Consider the following 25,806-nt stretch of genomic DNA (forward strand, 5'->3'; position numbering starts at 1 on the left):
TATGGTCATACAGTATCAAGTTTAATTTTTGAGAAAATGATCGTGCAAGGTCTGGAGCGCCCAGGCTGTTGCCTGGCGACGAACGGCCTCACGGTCGCCGCTAAAGCGCTGCACCAGCGTCAGCACTTCACCGCTGGCAGAAGCGAAGCCAAACCAGACGGTACCCACAGGTTTTTCGTCACTGCCGCCATCCGGCCCGGCGATCCCGCTGACCGAGATAGCGTACTGCGCCCCGGCTTCACGCAACGCGCCCTGCGCCATTTCCTGCACAACCTGCTCACTGACCGCGCCGAACTGCGTCAGCGAGGCTTCCGTCACACCGATCATCTGTTGCTTGGCGTCATTACTGTAGGTCACAAAACCGCGCTGGAACCAGGCTGAGCTGCCCGCAATATCCGTCAGCACTTTGGCAATCCAGCCCCCGGTGCAGGACTCAGCCGTGGTAACACTGGCATGGCGTGCCAGCAAACGCTCGCCAACACGGGTACTCAATTGGATTAATTCGTTATCGGTCATCGTGCTCTCTGCTCCCTGATAATGAAGAGCCAGAGAGTAGCACTTTTCCCGGGTTCACGCGGCGTCGAAACCCGTTTTTGCGGCGCGGCTTCCAGGCTTTCTATCAGACTTTCTGCGCCACCAGAAACAAACGCGGAAAGGCCAGCAGCAGATTGCCATCCTGCCGGGGCGGATACGCGCGGGCGATCTCAGCATGGTAGTCTGCCAGCCATAACGCCTGCTCCGCGTCGTCCAGCGCGGCGAGATACGGACGTAATCCGGTTGCAAGCAGCCAGTCGATAATCGCCTGTGGCGACGGCATCACGTGATAGTAAGTGGTGCGCCAGAGATCAACACGGCAACCGGCTGTGGTCAGCAGATCATAATAGTCATCGGTCGACAGCAGGCGTTTACGCGCCGCAGCCTGCGGGTCCGTTTTCGCCTGCCAGGCCGGACGTTCTGCCACATGACGCATCAGACGATGGCTTGGTTCGTCAAGATTATCCGGCATCTGTATGGCCAGTACCCCGCCAGGAGCAAGCTGAGTCACCAGATGAGGCAGCAACACCGGATGATCGGTCAGCCACTGAAGTGACGCATTGGCATAAATGACATCCTGCGGCGGCGTTGCCTGCCAGTGGCGAATATCCGCTAGCGTAAACTTACAGTCCGGCAGACGGCGTTGCGCCTGATCGAGCATCGCCTGTGAGCTGTCAAGGCCCGTCACCTGAGCCTCAGGCCAGTTCTGATGCAATAATTCAGTGCTGTTACCCGGGCCGCAGCCGAGGTCAGTGACATAAGCGGGGGATAAGAGGGGAATACGGTTGAGGAGTTCCTGCGCCGGGCGCGTGCGTTCAGCTTCGAACTGACGATAAAGATCGGGGTTCCAGTCTTTCATTATTCCTCGCTCAGGGATGAAGTGGCAGTCAGGTCTACTGTAGACCTGGCTACCACTGCGATAAATAACAAAATTGCGTCAAAATACTAAGCCGTGTTTAGCGCGCCTGTTTCACCGCAAGCCCCAGTTGCCACACCGCCATCGCATAATGGTTGCTGTGGTTATAACGGGTAATGGCATAGAAGTTCGGCAAGCCGTACCAGTACTGGTAACGCGTCCCCATATCGAATTTCAACAGGCTGACCTGCTGGTTATTATCCAGAGGGATAACCGGTGACAACCCGGCTTCTGCCAGTTTAGCCACGGTATAGCGGGTTTTAAACCCGCTTTCCAGACCGGGCGCCTGACCATTGGCCTCCACGGCAACGGTACCGTTAGTCAGCCAGCCGTGCGCCTGGAAGTAGTGCGCCACGCTGCCAATCGCATCAACCGGGTCCCACAGGTTAATATGCCCGTCGCCGTTGAAGTCCACCGCGTACTGCTTAAACGCAGAAGGCATAAACTGGCCGTAGCCCATTGCGCCAGCAAACGAGCCACGCAGATCAAGCGGGTCATCATCCTCTTCACGTGCCATCAGCAGGAAGGTTTCCAGCTCACCGCTGAAGTATTCAGCTCGGCGCGGGTAGTTAAAGGACAACGTTGCCAGAGCATCAAGAATACGTGTTTTCCCCATCACGCGGCCCCAACGGGTTTCCACGCCGATAATGCCAACAATGATTTCCGGTGGCACACCATAGGTCTGCTCTGCACGCTGCAAGGCGTCCTGATACTGATTCCAGAATGCCACGCCGTTCTGCACGTTATCCGGGGTAATAAATTTGCTGCGATAACGCATCCACGCGCCGTTTGGCCCGGTCGGTCCCTGCGCCGTGGGGGTTGGCGCCTGACGATCCATCAGGCGGACAATCCAGTCGAGATTCTTCGCCTGAGCCAGCACGTTGTGCAGCTGCTCGCGTTCAAAACCGTGCTTACGCACCATTTTGTCGATAAATGCATTGGCAGCCTGGTTATTGGCAAAATCGCCACCCAATACGGCCCCACTGTGGGAGGGTTCCAGCAGGAATCCACCGTTGCCTTTAAACGGATTGCCATGAGGTTCAGCCGGGGCCGTCTTCGGCTGGCTGCTACAGGCGGTGAGTAATGCGAGGACAGGGAGAAGCGAAACCAGATAACGCATTAGATATCCATATTGCCGTTTAATAGTGTCAGAAACAGATGGTAAAGCATTGATGAGGAGGAGTTAAGCGGATTTACCAAACCTGATAAGGGATTGGTGTGAAAATCTCCCCTGCCCGGGCAGGCAGAGGAGAAAAGAGGATCACGCCTGGCGGAAGACGCTGAGATCCTGGTGCTGCGAAAACAGATCATCCAGCTCGTTCTGATGGGTGATCGCCACCACCGTTGTCCCCGGCAGTTCAGCGCGGACAAGCGTAAGCAGTTGACGGGCAGCCCCCTGATCGAGACTGCTGGTTGCCTCGTCCAGATACAGAGTATCAGGCCGGGCAATCAGCGCACGGGCAAACGCCAGCCGCTGGCGTTCACCGCCGGAAAATACCCGATCCCAGTTCTGCTGCTCCGCCAGCTTGTCACACCAGGCCGACAACCCGACCTTGTCCAACACATCCCTCAGGAATGCGCTATCCAGCAACGGTGGCTGCGGATAGCAGAGAATCTCCGCCAGCGTCCCCTGCCCGAGATAGCTCTGCTGCGGCAGCAGCAAACTGCGCCCTTCCTGTGCCTGCCACTCTCCATCGTAATAAGGCCACAAGCCGTTCAGGGTACGCAACAACGTCGACTTGCCCAATCCGCTGCGACCAGAGAGCTTGCTCCAGCTACCGGGTACACACTGCAATACCACATTACGCATCAGCGGCTGCCCCTGCGGCGTAGTCAAAGAGAGATCGCGGACGTTCAGCGCTGGCCCCGTCGGTGGCGGTGCCTGCTGCGTCTGGTGCGCCTGGATTTCCGCCCGAAACTGGGAAAGACGTTGCATACTGGCCGACAACAGCGCCAGCTCATGGTACATACGAATAAACCAGCTCAGGCCACTATGTACCTGACCAAAGGCACTGCGTATTTGCATCAATCCGCCCAGCGTCACCGCTTTACTGAGAAATACAGGCAAAGCAGCAAATACCGGGACAATCAGGCTGATGCGCATATAGCCCGTGGTAAATAAACCGAGGTTACGCTTAGCATTCATCAGTGAGCGCCAGTTCTGCACAATGGCTATAAAATTACGCGTCAGGTGGCGTTTTTCCTGCTGTTCACCACCATACTGTGCAATCTGTTCAGCATGGTCATGCTTACGCAGCAGCGAGGCGCGGAAATCGGCTTCCGCCTTCTGTTTATGGTAGTTCAGACCGTGCAATTTTTTCCCGATCAGATGCGTCACCAGGCTGCCCACCAGCGTATAAATCAGCACCACCCATACCAGATAGCCTTTTATCACCCACTCGCGACCCAACAGCGTGAAATGCTGCACGCCGGAGAGCTGCCAGAGAATGATGACAAACGAGAACAGCTGCGCCACTACGATGAGGAAATTGACCGTAAGACTGACGGTTTTATCGACAAACAGCTCCACATCCTGCGCAATACGCTGATCGGGATTGTCGGTATTTCCGGTGAGCGACATACGATAGAACGCCCGCTTTGCCAGCCAGCTGTCCACCAGCTCTGACGTCAGCGCAGTACGCCAGCGAATAATCAGTAGCTCAGTAAACCAGTCCTGATAGACAAACACCCCGATATAAATCGCGATATAGACAAAGTAATCTTTGATCAGCGACCAGAGCAGGCCGCTGTAATACGCCCCCAGCGCGTCATAAAAGCTTTTCGTCCAGCTATTAAACAGCACGTTAAGCCAGACGATGGTCCCCCCCATCGCCACAATCACGGCAATCAGCAGCCAGCCCTGCCAGCTGCGGCGGTTACCCCAGAAGGGTCGACACAGCGCCCAGAATTGTTCGGCAACCCTCTTCATGGTTTACCCTGCTGCGGCAGAGAAATATGGAGCACCCGGTTATCGGCACTCAACAGGTGACCCGCGGCCTCACGCACGCCCGCCAGGGTAATGCTGTCGGCGAGCTGTGCCACGTCGCTCAGATAACGCGGATCGTCGAAGTGGCGATAACTGAGTTCCAGGCGGCGTTGCAGCGTGGTGATATCCTGCTTACGGGCATTTTCAGCACGGATAAAGAGGTGTTTTTGTTCATCCACCTGTTGCTGAGTAATCTGTTCTGGAAGCTGCGCAAGCACCTGTTCAGCCCGCTGCCACAACTCCTGCGCCCGCTGCGGGGAGCTGGTAAATGTCACTTCCGTTTCGATACGCTGATGCAGGTCCGACAGCTCGCTGTTCATTTGCAGGCGATAAATCCCCAGCGCATCGTCACGCAGGCTGTTTTTCAGCGCCTGATTCGCCAGATTACGCGCAATACTCACCTGCACGGCGGCCTGTGGCGACCAGCTGACGGGCGTAAAGCTCCAGGCTTTGACCTCGGCGCGGGGTTCGATATTCACCGCCACGTGGGCATCAAAACGCCCTGTACGCGGCAACTCAGGCGCGGTGGCGTTCATCGGCGCGCGCGGAATGGAAGCCAGATAACGCTCTGCCAGTGGCAATAGCTGTTCAGATGGCATATCAGCCAGTAAATACCAGGTGACCGGGGCCGATGCCGTGATGTGCCACTGCTGCAGTAAGGTGGTGGACTCCAGTTGCTTTAACGCTTGTGCATCCGGTGCCTGCCACCCTGGCTGACCATAGCGCAACAGACGGATCTGTCGTGCACGGCTATCCTGTACCGTTTGTCTCTGCGTTGTTTGCTGACGGGCCAGACGCATCATATTGTCTTTCATGATGCGGGTATCAATACCCGGTTCAACCTGCAGCGCATGGCTCAGCGCCAGCAGATTTTCCAGCTCACTCCGCGAACTCTGGCCGGAATACTGCAATGCTTCAGCCTGCTGAGAAACGGACAGTGACAGCGATCGCTGCTGTTTCCACGCCTGTAGCTGCTCACTCTGCCAGCCCTGCGGGCCACTTTGACCCACCAACTGTGCCGCCAGCTGCGCCTGCCACGGGTTCAGCCCCTGTGAACGGAAGCCAGCCACACTGCTGCCGGATAACCAGACCTTATCTCCTGCCAGCGGCGTACGCAGCCAGACCAGGCGATCGCCGTTGCTCAGTGTCCACTGCTCCACCTGCTGCGCGGGCCAGGTTTTCACCGCCGTACGTGCCCCCCGCGCCTTAACAGCGTTCAACACCATCACGGTCTGATCCACGCTGCGTTCTGGCGCTGCCAGTGGCGCCTTTTTCAACTGCTGCTCCTGGCGTAAAACAGCCTGAACCGTCGGCAGAGTGAAAGGCGTCAGCCCTGGGACGCTGAACTGCACCAGACGGTCCGGGAGACTTAACCAGCGCTGAAACAGTGCATTCACCTGCTGATTATCAATGCTGTCTAACAGCATCAGCGCCTGACGGCCGCGCTGCTGGCTGCCGGTATAAGGCTTGTCCTGTGCCCAGACGGTCGCAATCTGCTGCACCCAGTCGGCAAACTCGCGCTGCTCCTCTTTGCCCGCCATACGCTGAGCGACGTCGCGGATATCCTGCTTCACTGCCGCAATATCCACATCACTCAAGCCATAGCGCCGCATACGCTCCTGCTCACGCAGTAGCACCGTCAGCGCGGCGGCATGACCATCGGGCATCACATCGGCAAACAGGCCCAGCGCCTGGGTCGTTTTACCGATATCGGATTTCCGCACCACCAGACTGCTGACCTCCACCGGCAGATCAGACTTCTGACGGCGCATCTGGCGGCTCCAGGCTGACAGCGCAATCTGGCTGGTCAGTCGCTCACGCAGCGTGGTTTGTCCGGGATTAAAACGCAGCACCAAAGACACCTGGCTGCTGCCGCTCTCGCTGTCTTGCAGACGTACCACTTTTAACTGCGGTTTCAGCGGCGGCTCATAATAATCGCGTGCCGGGACAGTGCCGGCAGGCAGTGTGGCGAAGGCCCGGTGTATTTCTGCGGCCACCTCAGCCGGTGCAAAATCACCGATAATCAACAGGCGCATATTGCCGGGGTGATACCAGCGCTGATAGAACTGCTGAAGGGTACTGGCAGGCGTTGTCCGAATCGAGGCTTCAGTGCCAATAGTTGGACGTTCCGGGTAGCGCGAACCGTGACGAATAGCCTGCACGCGCTGTTGGTTCATCCGTGTTGCCACACCCAACTTGCCGCGCCACTCTTCCAGAATGATGCGACGTTCGTCATCAAGATCGCGCTGCGTCAGGCGCGCATGGCCTACCATCTGGCTCAATGCCTGAAAGGCGCTGTTCAGATCCTTTGCACCACCCGGCGGGCTCATCATATACAGCGTGCGTTCGTAGTTGGTCATCGCATTATAGTGTTGCGCCCGCACCCAGCCTTGCCGGTGCAGCTGCGTCGCCACGCCCTGCGGGTAAGCCGCGCTGGCACGGAACACCATATGTTCCAGCATATGCGCCACGCCGGACTGATCGTCCTGCTCATCAATCGACCCCACGTCGACGCTCAGGCGCACATCCACCCGCTGTTTCTGGCCACTGAGCGGCACCAGCGTGTAACGCAGGCCGTTATCCAGAACGCCCTGAGTGATCTGAGGCAGCGGGCTGAGTGGCTCTGCCGCCCGCACGCTGCTGAAAGAAAAGAGCAGGCTGAGGAGTGCCACCAGCCCGCTGAATTGACGCGATTGCTTCATTGCATTTTTCCTGTGCCGGAGTACGCAAGCACGCACTCACGGTGTGCTGACAAACAGGGCAGACCGGATGACCTGCCCTGGTGAGGAGTTACCAGTTGTACGCCACGCCCAGCCAGAACTGCCGCCCGGTTTTGTAGGTCACCGTTTTGCTGTTGCCTGAAGCCGTGGTTTGTGAGGTTTCAATCACGTTATCCAGCACGTTGATCACGTCCAGCGTCAGATCCACGCTCTGATCTTTGTACAGCGGCTGGGTGTAGTTAAAGCGCCAGTCGTAAGTGAAGTAATCTTTGTATTTGGTTTTCTGGTATTCAGTGGCACTCCCCTCGTAGCTACCGCAGGCGCTGTTCGCATCCGGGCAACTGACTGTCACGGTGGTGTAACCGTTATAGCCAGCGGTATAGCCAAAATTCTGATTCCAGTTCAGGCGTAGCGCCGGGAAATAGGTGTTGAGGTTAACGAAGGCGTTCCACGGCGTGTTGAAGTCCAGCGCATCCATTTCGCTTCTTTCCATCAGGCGGCCATCAAAGATCACTTTCTTTTCATCATCCTCGCCACTGCCTGAATCGTAGTAAGCCTGGGCACTGGATTTATTGTTCACATAGCTGGCGCCGAGTGACCAGCTCAGGTCGGCCCAGGCAAAGTGGGTCGGGCTGATCGGTTCCGCGGTGAGGGAGAAAGTGCTGCCCTGGGTTTTGGCGTTGTTATCCAGCACGTAGTAACGCTTGCCTTCATCATTGGTAATCGTTTTACGGCCAAACTGGTCCTGCCCGCTGCGCCCGGTCCATTTCACCGTCAGCAGCGTATCCGCCACGCGCTGGGAAACGCCGAGCGACAGCTCATCGCTGTACGGCGTTTTCAAATCGGAGATATCGTAATCAATGGATGCGGTACGCACCTCACCGTCAGTCCAGGCGGCACCGGCATTGTTACGGGTGCGGATAATATTGGAACTGATCCCCGAACGAAGTTTATAGGCCAGCAGGTTCTGCCCGTAGTAGCGGTTCGCCCCACCGAATACGCGGGTGGTACGGTCACCGAACACGTCATAGGAGGCAGCAAAGCGCGGGGCCAGCGTCAGGTTTTTCAGGAAGTCGTCATACTGCGCCCGCACACCCGGCGTCACTTCCAGGTTGCCGAAGTTCATACTGTCCTGCAGATAGACCGCATAGTTGGTGTAGTTGCCTTCCACTTCGCGGGCAGGATAGAGCGTCATGCTTTTAAAATATTGTTCACCATCAATACAATAGGGATCGCCCGACTGACAAACTGTACTGGTACTGATAGTCGCAGTGCCACGGTTCGAACCGACATCGTTAAAACGCTTATAACGTGCACTGTAGATATCGACCTGCCAACCGAGATCAACCTGATGTTGTAAGCCAGCCAGATTAAACGGATTAAGTTCATAGTCCTGTTTCAGCGTTGTGGTCCGTTTTTCCGTAGCATAGGTACCGTAACCACCAATGATGGCATTTTGCCAACGTGTACCAGGGGACGTACTCACCCAGTCGATAGCATCAGAGACAAAATTCAGAGTCTTATCGGAATAGCGCCATGTCAGTTGATTATCAGACTCATGTTCAATCTTATTTTCTTCAAATTGGTAGCCCGCCAGACTGGTTACCTTTCCCCAGTCAGCATTATGTTCCCATTCCATATTGGCGCGGTAGCCACCACCGGTGTTGGTATAATCTCCATTTTTCACGTCTTTTTTTAAATATTTAGACTCGTGCGGTGCATACATACCGGTCAGGCGTAACATATCGCCGTTATCGGCCAGATAGGTCCCTTTCAGTAAATAGGTTTCGGCCAGGCGTTCCTGATCGTGCCACTCGTCCAGGTAAGCATGATAATTGGGGATCGTCGACTTCTGACGGTTATAGGCAAAAATAAATCCGGCCTTATCGCTTAATGGCTGATTGGCGCTAAAGGAGTAAAATTCTTTTTTAAACTTCGGCTGCTGCGTCAGCTTGGTTGCCAGTTCAAAGTCCTCGACCTCGCTGGCGTCAATATGGTATCGCGTCCAGCTGTCGCGCGTGGTGCGGTAAGAAATTTTCCCGGAGGCCTTTTCTAAATTGGGGTCTTTTAAACGTGCATCCACCACGCCGCCGGTAAAGTCACCGTATTTTGCCGACACGTTGCTGTCGAACACTTCCAGCTGCTCCACCAGTTCGGAGTTAATCCAGAACGACTGCGTACCGCCTGCAGGCAGGTCGGTGGGGCTGTAACCGTCGGGCGTGTTGCTCAACTCACCGCCGTTCGCACCGGGATTGATGGTGTTATTATTCGATAACCCATCAATCATAAAGTTGTTGTTATAAAACTTCTCACCGTGGAATGAAACATTCTCCGGGGCCAGTTCGCCGGGGGTATTACTGCTGTCCGTGGTATTAGAGAAGCGCACATTGGGATTGTGCTTCAGCAATTCGGTAATACTGCCGTTGGCGGTGGGAAACTGCTTAATCTGCTCTGCCGTCAGAATTTGCGTGCCCATCGACTGGCTGGTTGGCGTGGAGCGCACCAGAATCGTATCTTCTGTCTCTGTTGCGTCCTGTTCCTGCTGTGTCTCTTTTTTGCTGCTGGTTTGCTGTTGCGTCAGGCTATCGTCCTGCTGCGCCCAGGTGGCGGCAGGCAATAACGAAACGGCCATTATCAGGCCAAGTTTTTTATTCACGTCTTTCCCCAGAGATAAATAAACCCGTCATACGTCAAGCCTCCTTATAAGGGCTCGAATTATTTTGGGTATAAGATACATAATGAAAATGGTTATTTATTTTTCCAGCTCAACCTGGCCGTTTAATTTGAAAACGATGGTGACCGTTTGATCGTTCACTTCCGCCTGGGTCTGATAACGCCAGCGGGACATATCTTTGGTTATCGCGGCAGAAAACACGCCGGTCGGTGTTTCAGACAATATGCGCACATCGGTAATCGTACCGCTGGCGGTAATATTGAATTTCACTCTGACGCGCCCTTCCACGCCCATCGCTTTAGCACGCTGTGGGTAATTCACCCGGCGATGTAAGGCTTTAACATTCTGCGTTGCGCTGCTTCCCGCCCCCACCTGCGCACGGCCGCTGTCGCTGCTGCCGGTTCTTGCCGCGCTGACACTGCTGGCGGCCCCTGCGGTCGTATCCGTCTGCGCCGTCTTCTCGCCGGGCGTATCTGTCGCTTTCGCGATCGGAGCCTGGGCCGGTTTAACCGCCTGCGACGGGCTCTGTGGTTGGCGCTCTACCCGCCGCGCAGTTGGTACTTCACGAACGGCGTTCTGCTGCGGCTTTTCCACTTTTCGTGGCGCACTCTCACGTTTTTTCTCATTAGTCGCAGGCAGTTTAATCACTGCGTCAGGCTGGGCTAACGCAGGCATTTTTATCGCCCGGGAAGGCAATTCCGTCTCTGTTTTTTCCTGCGGCGCAGGCTCCGTCAGCGGTTCAGCGGTCGGGGCCACGGGCAATCTGTGGCTGGCCACGCTAACCATCGTCATTGCCACCACGCCGCCTTCAGCACCAGCCATTAATAACGCAGGCACATTATCGTTACGCAAAAAACCGGCAATCAGCGCCAGATGCAGCAGTAGCGACACCACGACAAACACCGGCATACGCCAGGCATACCGCGCCGTAAAAGGGGGCATGACGTTTGCGGTAATGGACTGTGGGTGACTCACTGCGCCTTTCTCCTGATCGCCTGCATCCGTCAGACAAATGACCTGGGTCAGGTGAAGCGCGGATCTGATAAACAAATCAGGCGACACCCGAAGCAGACCTGCCTCTGCGCTGACTCATAAGAGTGCAAGTAAGATCAATAAGTTATTAATCGTAATGTTAATGATAATTATTTTACAGATCATAATGATTATCAATTAATATTTACATCTCACACGAAGTGCATGACAAAAAACACGTTAAAAACGAGAGTAACAATCACACAGGTTATTGAATAATAAAAGAAAGAAGTAATGTTTAAAGATATGTCAATTTACGTCAGCGGGGGGTGAGACAAGAGTGGCACCTTCAGTACCACTCAACGTCAGGGGACGAACAGATGATATCGTCCCGCCAGGGCTGGCGGGAGTCAGGGGAAACAATTAGCGCTTATAATAAATCTCACCCTGTTTCGCCTGCAGGATTTTTCCTTCCGCGTTGGTGATCAACACGTAGTTGCCGCCCATATAAGTCCAGTGGCTATCGGCTTCCGGTGCTGGCAGGTGGCGCACCTTCCACTGAACGATTTCATATTGTTTAGTGCGGTAGACTTCAGGCACCACATCACCAATAGCAAAACGCTTAAAATCAGCAAAGAAGTATTGCAGATCGTAAGGGTCGTTCGGGTTCGTTTGTGGGGCGGTAGCCGGTGGATCCTGCGACAACGAGTTCTGGCTTTCCGGGGTTTGAACGGCAGGTGCCTGTACTTCAGGGGCCGCTTCTGCACTCTGCTCACCTTCCGCCCAGGCGGCAGGGACGCTGGATAACGCCGCAGCCGAGAACAGCGCAGAACACAGTACCACTTTCAACTTACGCATACTTTCTCCAAAAATTAGGCTATCTGGCAGCGATCAGCTGCGAAATCAACAAATATAAATATGGCGATAATCCATCATCAGCCGGTCCCATCAATGCCCGATAATACTTAGAGATCCCCGCAGCAAGATGGTTCCGACACAGTTACTTGCGATAATAATGTGATGTCGGTCAGACACCGCAGAAATTATTGTTAAGAAACATGACCTGACCTGTTTCCGGGCCCCGTCATGCCGCTGCCCTGATACGCCCCGGCAGACTATTTCGGCTGGCGCTGCACCTCGCGCCAGACCTTCAATGCCAGCATCACAAGGCCACCTGCGCCAATAACTAACAGCGCCCAGAGCAGCCCTTTCTTCCACAGTTCGCTTTTCTCTGCCCCGGCAGTGGCGGTTAATCGTTCCCGTCCCCCAAGGGTTTGTATTGATGACGTGGTTCCGGCATCAGGCAGAACCAGCCAGCGATTGGTTTCCGGTGGGATCAGCGTATCCAGACTTATCGCCTGCGCTGCGGCAATCTTATTGCCCCACACCAGCATAAACGGTGGACTGCCCTGAGCATTAAACACCAGCTTTCGCACCTCGCGCTCCCCACTGACCAGCGGTGGCATCCCGCTCCACTGCTGGTTAATGCCTTTAACCCGGATCGCCTGAATCAGCTCCCCCTGCAGCACCAGCGGCACGGAGGCGCTTTCCCCCAGGCTGTAAACCACCTGTTTGCCCAGCGGATGCCAGCTGTCCTGCGCGCTGCTGCGGTAATCAATTTCCAGCGGTAACACCGCATTACTCTGGGCAGGTTTAATACTCACCCGGCTGAACGGCTGCGGCGATGACCAGCTGTATTCGGCTTCACTCTCTGACAGCGTTTTTACTGTCGGCGCCAGGGTCACGTAGTGCGAGCGTGGTAACGGGTTGGTCGACTTCTCAATCCCGGTGATAGCGCTGAGGTCGAGATTCGCGGGCTGCGCATCGTCTTTAAACACCAACATCAGGTAGCGCGCACGCGGGGTACGGCGGTCATAAGGCAGGTCGATGGTATCCAGCAACAGCCGATCGCTGCCAGAGGTGAGATCCATCAACGGCGCATCGTCGTTCAACGTATCCCAGCTTTTCAGATCCTGACTGTAAAGCACGCTGACCCGCGCCTGCCAGTTCTGCGGCAAACGCGTCCAGGTCAGTTTCAACCCACTTAGCCTCGGATAGAAGTCTTCCCCCTCCTGCGGCACTTCCAGCAACAAACTGCGTCCTGAGGATTTTTCGCCCTCTGTGGGCAGCGTCACCTCAATCCCATTGGCTGCTTTCACTGTGATCTGCGACTGACCGCTGGCTCCACGCTGCGGATTATCCAGCGGGAAGACGCGGAGCGGCCAGGTCTGACTCTGCGTCTCATGGGTCTCTGTCGAATAGAGAGCAAACGGCACCGTCACACCCTGGCTGTTAAACACCCGCAGGTCGCGCATATCGGGCCAGGCCGTTTGCTGGTACACATCGCCAGGCAATGCGACTTTGAAGAACGGCTCAGAGCCCTGGGTGGTCAGCGGCAGACCATAAGCATAATCCTTCGGCGCTTCGCCCGTCTTCGCGCTCACGCTGGCTGACAGGCACAGTGCGGCCAACAACAGTCCGTGACTCAACTTACTCTTCATGTTTTCCCTCATTGACTGTCACAGCATCCTCTTTATGTCCGGTTTTCGGTGGCAGGGGTGAAAAATACCCGGCAATCAGCACCAGGATTGCCACACCGATAAAGCCCACGGCACGCGCCAGGCCACCGCCATGCGCACTGTCGACCAGAATTAATTTAATAATCACTACACCCAGTAAACCTGCTCCGCCAAACCAACCCTGGCGATCACGGCATCGCGTTGACCACAGCATGATCATCAGTGCCGTCAGCATCCACAGCAGCGCAAAGGTGGTCTGTACCAGACGCGATGACCATAGTGCTTCTGCCTGCCACGCAATAGCACCGTAGTGAGCCAGCAAACGCATCACCAGACCATTGCCCCACCAGAACATCAGGGCTACCGCGGCCAGGCGCAAGGCGAAATCACACCACGGAAGCACAGCGGCAAAACGGTCACGCAGCAGCCCGCCCCACAGTAAAAGTGCAAATATCAGTACCAGTGCGCCCTCTTCCAGTGGGTTGAGCAGGGGCAGATAGTGCCAGTCAATCATAACGCCGTCATGCAGGTTACCCAGCAGCAGCAATAACAGCGCACAGGGTGCCAGCGGCAGCAGCCCCAACGTGCTATATAAACGTTGATGAGCCGCAAACGGCCAGAGCCCCCGGCGTAGCGCCCACAGCATCAGCAGAATAATCCCGGCGATAAATACCATCAGTACAGCAATACGCCATTCATCCATGCCCCACGGCAGCTTATCCGTGATACGCCAGACCTCTATCCCTGTCGTCAGCAGCATCCAGAACAGCGATAAATGCAACCCCTGTTCCAGCATCAGAGGTTTCAGTCTGCCTTCTTCCCGCTTCAACAGTGCGTAAGCCACACTCAGCACTGGCAGCCAGACCAGATTGAGCCAACCTGCCGCCAGCAGGGAGTTATCGATCACCTGTTGATAAAGCACGACCAGCAGCATAGCCAGCCACAATAGCCACGGCATGTAACCCAGTTCAGGCCAGGCAAAACGTCGGCTGGCCAGATGCCAGGCAACGGCGGACAGGGCAATAAGCCCCAGTAGCGGGAACAGGAAGTCATCATCCGGGACAGGTGTGGCTGCCAGCCCACCGATCAGTGCCGCCAGCCACCAGAGAATGCCGCCGCACAGCAGCACGCGCGACACCACGTTGTTAGCGTTACGCCACAGCCAGGCCCCACCGAGCCAGGTCAGAGCCAGTACGGCAAATATCAGACTGAAGGAGAAAGCATAGATGCCATTGAAGCAGGCCATCAGCGCGGAACCCAGAGCCAGCAGCAGCAATCCGGTACCACTGTAGCTGACACGTGACTGGCGCTGCGACTGCCCCAGCCAAAGGATACCCAGCCCTTCCAGCGCCCAGGCCATTGACGTCCATTGTGCAGAGAGTGCCAGCGGGATCGCCAGGGTGGTGAACACGCCTCCTAACGCCAGCCCGGCAACGGCCAGCTGCCGCCCCAGCGCAGGATAGCGGCGCAACGCGACCCAGGCCAAAAGCAAATAAGCCAGACCAAAGCCCAGCGCGGAGAAGGCCGGACCAAACGCCCAGTGCTGCGTTATGTGGTACTGCATGCCAAAGCCGACCAGTGGCGGCCCGAACAGCAGTATGCCATCGATCACCTTCTCGCCTTTCACCTGTCCGCGCAGCGATAACCCCAGAGCCAACACGCCGAAAATCACCATATTGGCGATCAGGAACAGCTGGCAGCTCAGGTAAAATTCTGGCTGATAATCCTTCAGGCCCCACAATCCCGCCACGCCAAAGGAGAAGGCAAAGCCCAGCAGATTAAGCGGCCGCCAGGGCTGCCAGACGGTGATCGCCAGAATCCCCAGCGACAGTAGCAGGTAATAGGAGAACAGCGCGATATGACTGCCGCCGCCGGTAGACAGCAGCAGGGGAGAAAGATAACCGCCGATACTGGCCAGCATTGCCAGACTGAGGGCGCGTTGCAGTACGGCCAGGCCCACGCTGGCGGCACAGATCACCAGCATCAGGGCAAAGGCCAGCAAATGGGGTAGCAAGGCATACAACCGGAAGGCACCAAACACCGTAATATAAAGTGCTCCCACCGCCCCGCCCTGCAGGATCAACGCGTAGAGTGACTGTTTTGTCCTGAGCCGCCAACCCAGCCCCAGCATCGCCAGGCTGGCCAGCGCGGCACCCGCCAGGCGCAACTCGATGGGCAGCATATCGCGCTCAACCGAATATTTGAGCAGATAGGCCAAACCGAAGAACATCAACAGCACGCCCAGTTTCGCCAGCGGGTTGCCTTTCATAAACCAGGCCAGCAGGCCGGAAAGCAGGCCCGAGACCCTATCAGGCTGCTTATCATGCGGTTGAGGCTGAACGCGAACCGGAGTGACAGAGGGGGTTTTCGTGTTCTGCACGGCGACAGTAGGGGCTTCTTGCCGGAGGCGTTCCTCGCCCGCCCTGGCCGATGCCTCCGTCGGCACCACCCGTTTCGGTGCATCATCGACGGAGGTTTCACCCCGCTGCCATTTCGCCAGCTTCTGCTGTAACTGGGTGACCGTCTGTTTGAGTTGCACCAGCTCACGCTCATTACGTTTGCTGCGCGACAGTGAAATCATCACCATTATTGGCAGTACGACTACGGTGAATACAGCAACCAGCCCGGCAAAGAGCAGAAGCTCATCCATGACACCATCCCATGTGTGAAATAATAGTTACATTCTGACATGAAAAAGAAGAAGTCATGCAATAAATCAATGCGCCTTTTCCTGCGCAGTTTGCGGGATGCTTTCAATTTTTACCTGTGACAGCGCGTGACCCGCTGGGATAATATAGTCACATTACATATCCTGATGCCTGTCATGCCGTCATGTGCGCGTAAGACCCGGTTTTCACCCCTATCAGCCATCTCCTTGCCAGGATGCTTCATCATAGTTACTGTTTGATATGGCAAGGATTTTCAATGGATTGGAGCATTCCACCTGATGAACAACACCGAAAATTTATCCTCGCACACGCCGATGATGCAGCAGTATCTTCGCCTCAAGGCTGACCATCCGGAGATTCTGCTGTTCTATCGTATGGGCGACTTCTACGAACTGTTCTATGACGATGCAAAACGCGCCTCTCAGCTGCTGGAAATCTCCCTGACCAAACGCGGTGCCTCGGCCGGTGAACCGATCCCGATGGCGGGCGTGCCTTATCATTCACTGGAAAACTACCTGGCGAAGCTGGTACAGCTGGGCGAATCGGTGGCGATTTGCGAACAGATCGGTGATCCGGCATTAAGCAAAGGTCCGGTTGAGCGTAAAGTGGTGCGCATTGTCACCCCTGGCACCATCAGCGACGAAGCCCTGCTGAATGAACGTCAGGACAACCTGCTCGCGGCGATCTGGCAAAGCCAGCGCGGCTTTGGTTATGCCACACTCGATATCAGCTCCGGCCGTTTCCGCCTGGCTGAACCAACCGATCTTGAAACCATGGCAGCCGAACTGCAACGTACCAACCCGGCAGAGCTGCTGTACCCGGAAGACTTCGCCGCGATGGCGTTGATTGAAAACCGTCGTGGCCTGCGCCGTCGTCCGCTGTGGGAATATGAGCTGGACACCGCGCGCCAGCAGCTGAATCTGCAGTTCGCCACCCGCGATCTCAGCGGCTTTGGCGTCGAACAGGCGTATCATGCCCTGCGCGCCGCGGGCTGCCTGTTGCAGTACGTCAAAGATACTCAGCGCACCTCGCTGCCGCATATCCGCGCGTTGACGATGGAGCGCCAGCAGGATGGCATTATTATGGATGCCGCCACCCGCCGTAATCTGGAGATCACTCAGAACCTCTCGGGGGGCATTGAGAACACCCTCGCCTCGGTGTTGGATAAAACCGTGACGCCGATGGGCAGCCGTATGCTGAAACGCTGGCTGCATATGCCGGTGCGCGATACCCAGATCATTAGCCAACGCCAGCAGAGCATCAGTGCGTTGCAGGATCGCCATGAGGGCCTGACGCCATTGCTGCGTCAGGTCGGCGATCTCGAGCGAATTCTGGCGCGTCTGGCACTGCGCACGGCACGTCCACGCGACCTGGCGCGTATGCGCCACGCTTTCCAGCAATTACCTTTACTGAACCGCGAGTTGGAAAATACCGAGATTGCGCACCTGCAAACCCTGCGCGGTCAAATGGGTGAATTTACCGAACTGCGCGAGCTGCTGGAACGCGCCATTATTGAGGCACCGCCTGTGCTGGTGCGCGATGGCGGTGTGATTGCCCCCGGCTACAATGACGAACTGGACGAATGGCGTGCGCTGGCCGACGGTGCGACCGACTATCTGGATCGTCTGGAGATCCGCGAACGCGAAAAACTGGGGCTGGATACGCTGAAGGTCGGCTTTAATGGCGTTCACGGCTATTACATCCAGGTCAGTCGCGGACAGAGTCATCTGGTACCTATCCACTATGTACGCCGTCAGACGCTGAAAAATGCCGAACGCTACATTATTCCTGAGCTGAAAGAATATGAAGATAAGGTGCTGACCTCCAAAGGGAAGGCGCTGTCGCTGGAGAAAGCGTTATACGACCAGCTGCTCGATATGCTGCTGCCGCATCTGGAAGCCCTGCAGGACAGTGCGGCTGCGCTGGCCGAACTGGATGTGTTAAGTAACCTGGCGGAACGCGCCTGGACGCTCAACTACAGCTGCCCGACACTGACCGATAAGCCGGGAATTAAACTGACCGGCGGCCGCCATCCGGTGGTGGAACAGGTACTGAAAGAGCCGTTTATCGCCAACCCACTGTCGCTCTCTCCTCAGCGTCGCATGCTGGTGGTAACCGGGCCTAACATGGGCGGTAAAAGTACCTATATGCGTCAGGCGGCGCTGATCACCCTGATGGCATACATCGGCAGCTTTGTGCCTGCAACCCAGGCCGTGATTGGCCCGGTGGACCGTATATTTACCCGCGTCGGTGCAGCCGACGATCTGGCTTCAGGCCGTTCAACCTTTATGGTCGAGATGACGGAAACCGCCAATATCCTGCATAACGCCACCGAATTCAGCCTGGTATTGATGGATGAGATTGGGCGCGGAACCTCAACCTATGATGGTCTGTCACTGGCCTGGGCCTGTGCCGAAAGTCTGGCCAGCCGCATCAAGGCGATGACTTTGTTTGCCACTCACTATTTCGAACTGACCACACTGCCGGAACAGATTGAAGGCGTGGCGAACGTGCATCTGGATGCCGTGGAACATGGCGATACCATCGCCTTTATGCACAGCGTGCAGGAGGGAGCAGCCAGTAAAAGCTACGGGCTCGCCGTCGCTGCACTGGCCGGTGTGCCAAAAGAGGTGATTAAACGTGCGCGCCAGAAGCTGAAAGAGCTGGAAGCGTTATCAGGCAGCGCGGCAGCGACGAAAGCCGACGGATCGCAGCTTCCGTTGCTGGTGGAGGAGACTTCACCGGCATTAGAAGCCCTTGAAGCGCTGGACCCGGATTCACTCTCACCGCGCCAGGCGCTGGAGTGGATCTATCGGTTGAAGTCTCTGGTGTAACACAGCCAGGGCGGGTCATGACCCGCCCCTACGCCAATATCAAAGGTATATCGTTGTAGCGGTCATGGCCCGCCCCTACGCCAATATCAAAGGTATATCGTAGGAGCGGACATGGCCCGCCCCTACGCCAATATCAAAGGTATATCGTTGTAGCGGGTCATGGCCCGCCCCTACGCCAATATCAAAGGTATATCGTAGGGGCCAGGCATGCCTGGCCCTCGGATGGTGAATTGCACTGAGATCATCAGCGACGGTTACGCACCAGTTGGTAGCGGCGCGTAAGGTATTCAACTGGCGCACTCCAGATATGCACCAGACGGCAGAACGGGAACAGTAAGAACAGCGTCATTCCCAGTACCATATGCAGACGGAAAATTACCGCCACACCATCAAGATGGTGTGATGCCCCGCCCTGGAACGTCACGATACTCTGCGCCCAGCTTGTCAGCTTCAGCATCTCGCTGCCGTCCATATGCTGAGCCGAGAAGTGAATGGTGGTCAGCCCCAGAAACGCCTGCAGCACCAGCAGCATCATGATCATAATATCAGCAGCACTACTGGTGGCACGGACCCGCGCATCGGTCAGACGGCGTTTAAGCAACAATCCCCCGCCAATCAGCGTCATCGCACCAAAAATCCCACCCGCAATCATCGCCAGCAACTGTTTATGCGCCGCGGACAGAAAAGGCTCGTAGACCCAGTGTGGGGTCAGCAGGCCCACGAAATGCCCCAGCAGGATCCCGATAATACCCACATGAAACAGGTTCGATGCCAGCCTCATTCCTTTCTTACTTAACATCTGGCTGGAGCCTGCGCGCCAGCTGTATTGCCCGTAGTCGTAACGCAGCCAGCTACCCACCAGAAATACGGTCCCGGCGAGATAAGGATAAATATCAAAGAAGAACTGATTTAAAAATGCCATGATTTACTCTCCTCTCGCCGCCTGGCTTGACGCTGAAATATCGAGATACTGTGGCATCACTGCCGCAGAAGAACGCGGTTGCTGCGCAGGTTCGCAGCCACTACCGCCCGGATTCATCTGAGCGATAAACGCCACCTGCTCCTCTTCCCATACGGCATCCAGCGCAGCGGGCGTATCATCGCGCGCTTCCTGAGCCACCTGCTCCTGGAGCAATGCAGGGTTCGCACTGCTGCCAGACAGCGCCAGCAGTAGGGAAAACAGCGGCGCAAAATCACTCTGTCGCTCCCCCAGTCTTGCCGCCAGCAGCGCCAGAATCGGCGCGACATCCTGAAGGCCTCGCCGGATGCGAGCCCGATCTCCTTGCGCCAGATATTCCAGGTACAGCGGTAAAAAGTCCGGTAACTCTTTCGCATTCAGCTCCAGTCCATCAGCACGGTATTGCGCCAACAGATCCACCATTGCCTGGCCGCGATCGCGCGATTCGCCGTGCACATGTTCAAACAGCAGCAGCGATGTCGCCCGGCCACGATCAAACAGCTCGCAGTACTCTGCCTGCCTGTCCAGCAGGGGCCGGGAGGCTGATTTCTGGATCAGACTGACCAACAACGTCTGCTGCTCAGCATCCAGTTCTTCCGCCTGTGCCAGGGCGGCAAGCACCTCATCCTGATGGTCGACAAAGTCCTGCTGCGGATAATCAAGCAAACGGGCAATAATACGCAGAGCAATCATGAGTTGTTCTCCGCGTCATAAGGGGTTTTCTTCGATACATCGATCGCATCAATACGACGGCTGTTAAACAGGTTAAATTTAACGTCACTGCCGTGGCAGCCATCACCAAAACTAAAACCGCATCCTTTGCTTTCCGGGAACGCATCACGCGCCATTTCGCGATGACTGCTCGGGATAACAAAGCGATCTTCGTAGTTAGCAATCGCCAGATAACGATACATTTCCTGCGCCTGCGCTTCCGTCAGCCCCACCTGTTCCAGCGCACGGACATCATGAACGCCGTCAACGGTTTCTGCGCGCTTGTAGTGACGCATCGCCATCAGGCGATTGAGTGCCTGCAGTACCGGTGCAGTGTCTCCGGCCGTCAGCAGATTAGCCAGGTACTGCACCGGAATACGCAGGCTTTCCACGTCCGGAAGTACACCGCTGTGCGCCAGCATCCCGGCATCCGATACCGACTGAATCGGTGACAGCGGCGGGACGTACCACACCATCGGTAACGTGCGATATTCAGGATGCAGCGGCAGCGCCAGCTTCCAGTCCATCGCCATTTTGTAGACCGGGGACTGTTGCGCCGCATCGATCACGCTCTGCGGCACACCGTCTTTTAGCGCCTGGGCAATCACGGCCGGATCGTGGGGATCGAGAAACACATCCAGCTGACTTTGATAGAGATCTTTTTCGTTCTCTACCGCAGCAGCCTGCTCAATACGATCGGCGTCATACAGCAGCACACCGAGATAGCGAATACGGCCGACGCAGGTTTCCGAGCACACTGTCGGCTGGCCGGATTCGATACGCGGATAGCAGAAAATGCATTTTTCCGACTTGCCACTTTTCCAGTTGAAGTAGATCTTTTTGTAAGGGCAGCCGGTAATGCACATACGCCAGCCGCGACACTTATCCTGGTCGATCAGTACGATGCCATCTTCCTCACGCTTATAGATCGCTCCACTCGGACAGGTTGCCACACAGGCTGGATTCAGACAGTGCTCACACAATCGTGGCAGATACATCATGAAGGTGTTTTCGAACTGTCCGTACATCTCCTTCTGCATGTTGTCGAAGTTTTTATCCTCTGAGCGTTTTGAAAATTCGCCGCCGAGGATCTCCTCCCAGTTCGGGCCATTTTCGATCTTCTTCATGCGTTTGCCGGTGATCAGCGATCGCGGGCGGGCAATCGGCTGATGTTTCCCGGCAGGGGCGTTGTGCAGATGCTGATAATCAAAGTCGAACGGCTCGTAATAATCATCCAGCCCTGGGACATCAGGGTTGGCAAAGATTTTCGCCAGCACGCCCACACGGTTTCCCATACGTGGCACCAGCCTGCCGTTGATTTTACGGATCCACCCCCCCTTCCATTTTTCCTGATCCTCCCAGGCATGAGGGAAGCCCACACCCGGTTTGCTTTCAACGTTATTGAACCAGGCATATTCCATACCTTCACGGCTGGTCCAGACGTTTTTACAGGTCACCGAACAGGTGTGACAGCCAATACATTTGTCGAGATTGAGCACCATCCCGACCTGAGAACGAATTTTCATTGGCCTGCCTCCTGCTGACTACCCTGGCAATCATCGTTGCCTTCACCATCTAACCAGTTAATCTGATTCATTTTTCTCACAATCACGAACTCGTCCCGGTTGGAACCGACGGTGCCGTAATAGTTAAAGCTGTAAGCCAGTTGCGCATAGCCACCAATCATATGAGTCGGTTTAGGGCACACGCGCGTGACGGAGTTATGGATACCACCGCGCTGGCTGGTGATCTCCGACCCGGGAATATTCACGATGCGTTCCTGAGCGTGATACATCATGGTCATGCCCGCCGGGACGCGCTGGCTGACAACCGCACGGGCGGTCAGTGCACCGTTGGCGTTAAACGCCTCGATCCAGTCGTTATCGACGATCCCCAGCGCCTGCGCATCCTCCTCACTCATCCAGACAATCGGCCCGCCGCGAGACAGCGTCAGCATCAACAGGTTGTCGCTGTACGTGGAGTGAATGCCCCATTTCTGGTGCGGCGTCAGGAAGTTCAGCGCTCTTTCCGGGTTACCGTTCGGCTTTTTGTTCAGCAGCGGCTGCACCGTGCGGGTATCAATCGGCGGACGATAGACCAGCAGGCTTTCACCAAAGTCACGCATCCACTGATGATCCTGATACAGCTGCTGGCGGCCACTTAGGGTACGCCACGGGATCAGTTCATGGACGTTGGTATAGCCAGCGTTATAAGAGACGTGTTCATCTTCCAGGCCTGACCAGGTCGGGCTGGAGATAATTTTGCGCGGCTGCGCCTGAATATCGCGGAAGCGGATCTTTTCATCTTCTTTATTCAGCGCCAGATGGGTGTGATCGCGTCCGGTAAACTCGCCCAGTGCCTGCCAGGCTTTTACCGCAACCTGACCATTGGTTTCCGGTGCCAGCGACAGGATGACCTCGGCAGCATCAATCGCGCTGTTGATGTTCGGACGGCCGGCTGCCGGACCTTCTGCCTTGACGTAGTTGAGTTTTTTCAGGAAATCGACTTCCGTCTGGGTATTCCAACTGATGCCTTTACCGCCATTGCCCAGCGTATCCAACAGCGGGCCCAGCGAGGTAAAGCGTTCCCAGGTCGCCGGATAGTCGCGCTCGACGGTGACAATATGGGGTGCGGTTTTCCCAGGGATCAGATCGCACTCGCCCCGGTGCCAGTCCTGTACCCCCAACGGCTGCGCCAGTTCCGCAGCCGAGTCATGCTGAATCGGTTGGAGCACCACATCGGTTTCTTTACCCAGATGACCGATGCAAAGTTCAGAGAAAGTTTTGGCAATGCCTTTGTAGATCTCCCAGTCACTGCGGGATTCCCAGGCCGGATCGACCGCCGCCGACAGGGGATGAATAAACGGATGCATATCCGAAGTATTCATATCGTCTTTTTCATACCAGGTGGCGGTTGGCAGAACAATATCGGAATAGAGGCAGGTGCTGGACATACGGAAATCGAGGGTCACCACCAGATCGAGTTTACCTGTGCCCGGATTATCCTGCCACTCAACCTCCTGCGGTTTGACGGCCCCCTGCGCACCCAGGTCGCTCCCCTGAATACCATTTTCCGTCCCCAGCAGATATTTCAGCAGGTACTCATGCCCCTTACCGGATGACCCCAGCAGGTTGGATCGCCAGACAAACAGGTTACGCGGGAAGTTCTGCTCATTATCTGGCTGTTCAGCGGCAAAGCGCAGGCTGCCCTCTTTCAAACCGTCGACGGTGAAATCCAGCGGTGTTTTACCTGCAGCCTGTGCCTGCGCAGCAAGGCGCAGCGGATTGGTATTTAATTGCGGGGCGGAAGGCAGCCAGCCCATGCGTTCGGAACGCACGTTAAAGTCAATCAGGCTGCCGCCGTAGCGCGATTTATCGGCCAGCGGTGACAGCAACTCATCAGTGCGCAATGTTTCATAGCGCCACTGGCTGGAGTGGTTGTAGAAGAATGAGGTGCCGTTCATCTGGCGCGGTGGACGCTGCCAGTCAAGGCCGAAGGCCAGCGGCAACCAGCCCGTTTGCGGACGGAGCTTCTCCTGACCAACATAGTGCGCCCAACCGCCGCCGCTCTGCCCCACGCAGCCACAGAACACCAGCATATTGATCAAACCCCGGTAGTTCATGTCCATGTGATACCAGTGGTTCAGGCCGGCACCAACGATAATCATCGAACGTCCACGGGTTTTTTCGGCGGTTTCTGCAAATTCACGCGCTATACGCACAATATTCTGGCGGGATACGCCAGTGATCTGTTCTGCCCAGGCCGGGGAATATGCTTTCACTTCGTCATAGCTGGCGGCACAGTTAGCATCATCCAGCCCGCGATCTACGCCGTAGTTTGCCAGCGTCAGATCATACACGCTGGTGACAAGGGCACTCGATCCATCGGCCAGTTGCAGCCGTTTTACCGGCAGCCTGTGCAGCAGAATTTCATCCAACTGCACGCGGTTGAAATTCGGGTTATCTATTGCACCAAAGTAAGGGAAGCCGACATCGACCAGCTCGTCATACTGGCCCAGCAGGCTCAGTTGCAGCTCCACTTCCTGCTGGTTTTTACCTTCACGCTGCTCAAGGTTCCATTTGCCTTTCTCACCCCAGCGGAAACCAATTGACCCCTGCGGGGCCACCAGTTCACCGTTTTTCTGGTTAATGGCGATGGTTTTCCACTGCGGGTTATTCTCCTGCCCCAACCCGTCCACCAGATCGCTGGCGCGCAGCATACGTCCGGCTGCGTAAAAGCCGCCTTCGCGCTCCTCCAGCAGCACCAGCATCGGCATATCGCTGTACTGGCGCACATAGTTGCGAAAATACTCCACCTCACGCTGCTGGTGGAACTCGGTCAGGATCACATGACCGAACGCCAGCGCCAGCGCGCTGTCAGTACCCTGCTTCGGGCTCAACCAGTGATCGCACAGCTTGGCAATTTCGGCGTAGTCCGGGGTGATCGCAACGGTTTTGGTGCCTTTATAGCGGACTTCGGTAAAGAAGTGTGCATCCGGGGTTCGCGTCTGCGGCACGTTACTGCCCCAGGCAAGAATATACGCAGAGTTATACCAGTCAGCCGACTCGGGAACATCGGTCTGCTCACCCCACGTCATGGGTGATGCTGGTGGCAGGTCGCAGTACCAGTCATAAAAGCTCAGACAGATGCCGCCAATCAGTGAGAGATAGCGTGAACCGGCCGCATAGGACACCATCGACATCGCCGGAATAGGCGAGAACCCGATAATACGGTCAGGCCCGAACGCTTTAGCCGTATAGATATTGGCGGCGGCAATCAGTTCATTCACTTCTTGCCAGTCGGCACGAACAAAACCGCCGCGCCCACGAGCCTCTTTATAGCTTTTTGCCTGCTCCGTATTTTCCACAATCGACTGCCAGGCGAGGACCGGGTCACTGTGCTGCGCTTTTGCCGCGCGCCAAAGACTGACCAGGCGTTTGCGCACCAGCGGGTATTTCAGGCGGTTGGCGCTGTACAGATACCAGGAGTAACTGGCACCACGCGGACAACCGCGCGGCTCGTGGTTAGGCAGGTCGGGTCGGGTACGCGGGTAGTCCGTTTGCTGGGTTTCCCAGGTCACCAGACCATTTTTGACATAGATCTTCCAGCTGCACGAACCGGTGCAGTTCACACCGTGAGTAGAGCGGACGATTTTGTCATGCTGCCAGCGGCTGCGGTAACCATCCTCCCAGTCACGGTTGGTGTTCAGTGTTTGCCCGTGCTGGCCGGAGAACGGCTCACCCAACTGTTTAAAATAACGTAACCGATCAAGAAACTTGCTCATTCGACATGCTCCAAAAACACTAAAAGGAT

Annotated in this window: 15 protein-coding genes; 1 reads left to right on the forward strand and 14 read right to left on the reverse strand. The window is 56.1% G+C overall.

Annotated elements, in window-relative coordinates; genetic code table 11:
• Positions 1–21: 21 nt before the first annotated feature.
• The 10 genes from pncC to FVB43_RS01290 form a co-directional block, all read right to left on the reverse strand.
• Entirely contained in the window at positions 22–516 is a 495-nt protein-coding gene (gene pncC / locus FVB43_RS01245) for a nicotinamide-nucleotide amidase (RefSeq protein WP_167863253.1), read from the reverse strand.
• Positions 517–619: 103 nt separating this feature from the next.
• Positions 620–1,393 (reverse strand): trans-aconitate 2-methyltransferase, encoded by a 774-nt coding sequence (tam, locus tag FVB43_RS01250; RefSeq protein WP_167863254.1) that lies wholly within the window; start codon positions 1,391–1,393, stop codon positions 620–622.
• Positions 1,394–1,490: 97 nt separating this feature from the next.
• On the reverse strand, positions 1,491–2,570 hold the full coding sequence (gene mltB, locus FVB43_RS01255) for a lytic murein transglycosylase B (protein ID WP_133845999.1): 1,080 nt from the start codon (positions 2,568–2,570) through the stop codon (positions 1,491–1,493).
• Between the two features lie 141 nt (positions 2,571–2,711).
• Complete coding sequence (locus FVB43_RS01260; protein ID WP_167863255.1) at positions 2,712–4,379, reverse strand: ABC transporter ATP-binding protein/permease; 1,668 nt, start codon at positions 4,377–4,379, stop codon at positions 2,712–2,714.
• Complete coding sequence (locus tag FVB43_RS01265) at positions 4,376–7,138, reverse strand: M16 family metallopeptidase (RefSeq protein WP_167863256.1); 2,763 nt, start codon at positions 7,136–7,138, stop codon at positions 4,376–4,378. The genes FVB43_RS01260 and FVB43_RS01265 overlap by 4 nt, the downstream gene beginning before the upstream one ends.
• A gap of 88 nt (positions 7,139–7,226) precedes the next feature.
• The gene (locus FVB43_RS01270) at positions 7,227–9,812 is read right to left on the reverse strand and encodes a TonB-dependent receptor plug domain-containing protein (protein WP_167863257.1); all 2,586 of its coding nucleotides are present in this window, start codon (positions 9,810–9,812) and stop codon (positions 7,227–7,229) included.
• A gap of 96 nt (positions 9,813–9,908) precedes the next feature.
• On the reverse strand, positions 9,909–10,805 hold the full coding sequence (locus FVB43_RS01275; protein WP_167863258.1) for a TonB family protein: 897 nt from the start codon (positions 10,803–10,805) through the stop codon (positions 9,909–9,911).
• Positions 10,806–11,225: 420 nt separating this feature from the next.
• On the reverse strand, positions 11,226–11,660 hold the full coding sequence (locus tag FVB43_RS01280; RefSeq protein WP_159337959.1) for an RcnB family protein: 435 nt from the start codon (positions 11,658–11,660) through the stop codon (positions 11,226–11,228).
• Positions 11,661–11,917: 257 nt separating this feature from the next.
• Complete coding sequence (locus FVB43_RS01285; RefSeq protein ID WP_166653756.1) at positions 11,918–13,303, reverse strand: DUF3999 family protein; 1,386 nt, start codon at positions 13,301–13,303, stop codon at positions 11,918–11,920.
• Entirely contained in the window at positions 13,293–15,971 is a 2,679-nt protein-coding gene (locus FVB43_RS01290) for a DUF2339 domain-containing protein (protein WP_167863259.1), read from the reverse strand. The genes FVB43_RS01285 and FVB43_RS01290 overlap by 11 nt, the downstream gene beginning before the upstream one ends.
• A 297-nt stretch (positions 15,972–16,268) precedes the next feature.
• On the opposite strand from FVB43_RS01290, the gene mutS reads away from it, so the two are divergent.
• Positions 16,269–18,824, forward strand: a complete 2,556-nt coding sequence (gene mutS / locus FVB43_RS01295; RefSeq protein ID WP_167863260.1) for a DNA mismatch repair protein MutS — start codon at positions 16,269–16,271, stop codon at positions 18,822–18,824.
• Positions 18,825–19,068: 244 nt separating this feature from the next.
• Here mutS and narI read toward each other — a convergent pair whose 3' ends face one another.
• Genes narI through FVB43_RS01315 form a run of 4 tightly spaced genes read right to left on the reverse strand, consistent with a single transcriptional unit; the run spans position 19,069 to position 25,777 of the window.
• Positions 19,069–19,746 carry a respiratory nitrate reductase subunit gamma gene (gene narI, locus FVB43_RS01300; RefSeq protein ID WP_167863261.1) on the reverse strand — a complete coding sequence of 226 codons (678 nt, stop codon included), beginning with the start codon at positions 19,744–19,746 and terminating at the stop codon, positions 19,069–19,071.
• Positions 19,747–19,749: 3 nt separating this feature from the next.
• Positions 19,750–20,475, reverse strand: coding sequence for a nitrate reductase molybdenum cofactor assembly chaperone (narJ, locus tag FVB43_RS01305; RefSeq protein ID WP_167863262.1), 726 nt, complete (start codon positions 20,473–20,475; stop codon positions 19,750–19,752).
• Positions 20,472–22,019, reverse strand: coding sequence for a nitrate reductase subunit beta (gene narH / locus FVB43_RS01310; protein ID WP_167863263.1), 1,548 nt, complete (start codon positions 22,017–22,019; stop codon positions 20,472–20,474). The genes narJ and narH overlap by 4 nt, the downstream gene beginning before the upstream one ends.
• On the reverse strand, positions 22,016–25,777 hold the full coding sequence (locus FVB43_RS01315) for a nitrate reductase subunit alpha (protein WP_167863264.1): 3,762 nt from the start codon (positions 25,775–25,777) through the stop codon (positions 22,016–22,018). Before FVB43_RS01315 ends, narH begins: the two co-directional genes overlap by 4 nt.
• Between the last annotated feature and the right edge of the window lie 29 nt (positions 25,778–25,806).

This window comes from Erwinia rhapontici, from assembly GCF_012271765.1.
GTDB lineage: Bacteria > Pseudomonadota > Gammaproteobacteria > Enterobacterales > Enterobacteriaceae > Erwinia > Erwinia rhapontici.

Coding starts and splice junctions, on each gene's coding strand:
- pncC (WP_167863253.1), bottom strand. CDS start 516: ATGACCGATAACGAATTAATCCAATTGAGTACCCGTGTTGGCGAGCGT.
- tam (WP_167863254.1), bottom strand. CDS start 1,393: ATGAAAGACTGGAACCCCGATCTTTATCGTCAGTTCGAAGCTGAACGC.
- mltB (WP_133845999.1), bottom strand. CDS start 2,570: ATGCGTTATCTGGTTTCGCTTCTCCCTGTCCTCGCATTACTCACCGCC.
- FVB43_RS01260 (WP_167863255.1), bottom strand. CDS start 4,379: ATGAAGAGGGTTGCCGAACAATTCTGGGCGCTGTGTCGACCCTTCTGG.
- FVB43_RS01265 (WP_167863256.1), bottom strand. CDS start 7,138: ATGAAGCAATCGCGTCAATTCAGCGGGCTGGTGGCACTCCTCAGCCTG.
- FVB43_RS01280 (WP_159337959.1), bottom strand. CDS start 11,660: ATGCGTAAGTTGAAAGTGGTACTGTGTTCTGCGCTGTTCTCGGCTGCG.
- FVB43_RS01285 (WP_166653756.1), bottom strand. CDS start 13,303: ATGAAGAGTAAGTTGAGTCACGGACTGTTGTTGGCCGCACTGTGCCTG.
- FVB43_RS01290 (WP_167863259.1), bottom strand. CDS start 15,971: ATGGATGAGCTTCTGCTCTTTGCCGGGCTGGTTGCTGTATTCACCGTA.
- mutS (WP_167863260.1), top strand. CDS start 16,269: ATGAACAACACCGAAAATTTATCCTCGCACACGCCGATGATGCAGCAG.
- narI (WP_167863261.1), bottom strand. CDS start 19,746: ATGGCATTTTTAAATCAGTTCTTCTTTGATATTTATCCTTATCTCGCC.
- narJ (WP_167863262.1), bottom strand. CDS start 20,475: ATGATTGCTCTGCGTATTATTGCCCGTTTGCTTGATTATCCGCAGCAG.
- narH (WP_167863263.1), bottom strand. CDS start 22,019: ATGAAAATTCGTTCTCAGGTCGGGATGGTGCTCAATCTCGACAAATGT.
- FVB43_RS01315 (WP_167863264.1), bottom strand. CDS start 25,777: ATGAGCAAGTTTCTTGATCGGTTACGTTATTTTAAACAGTTGGGTGAG.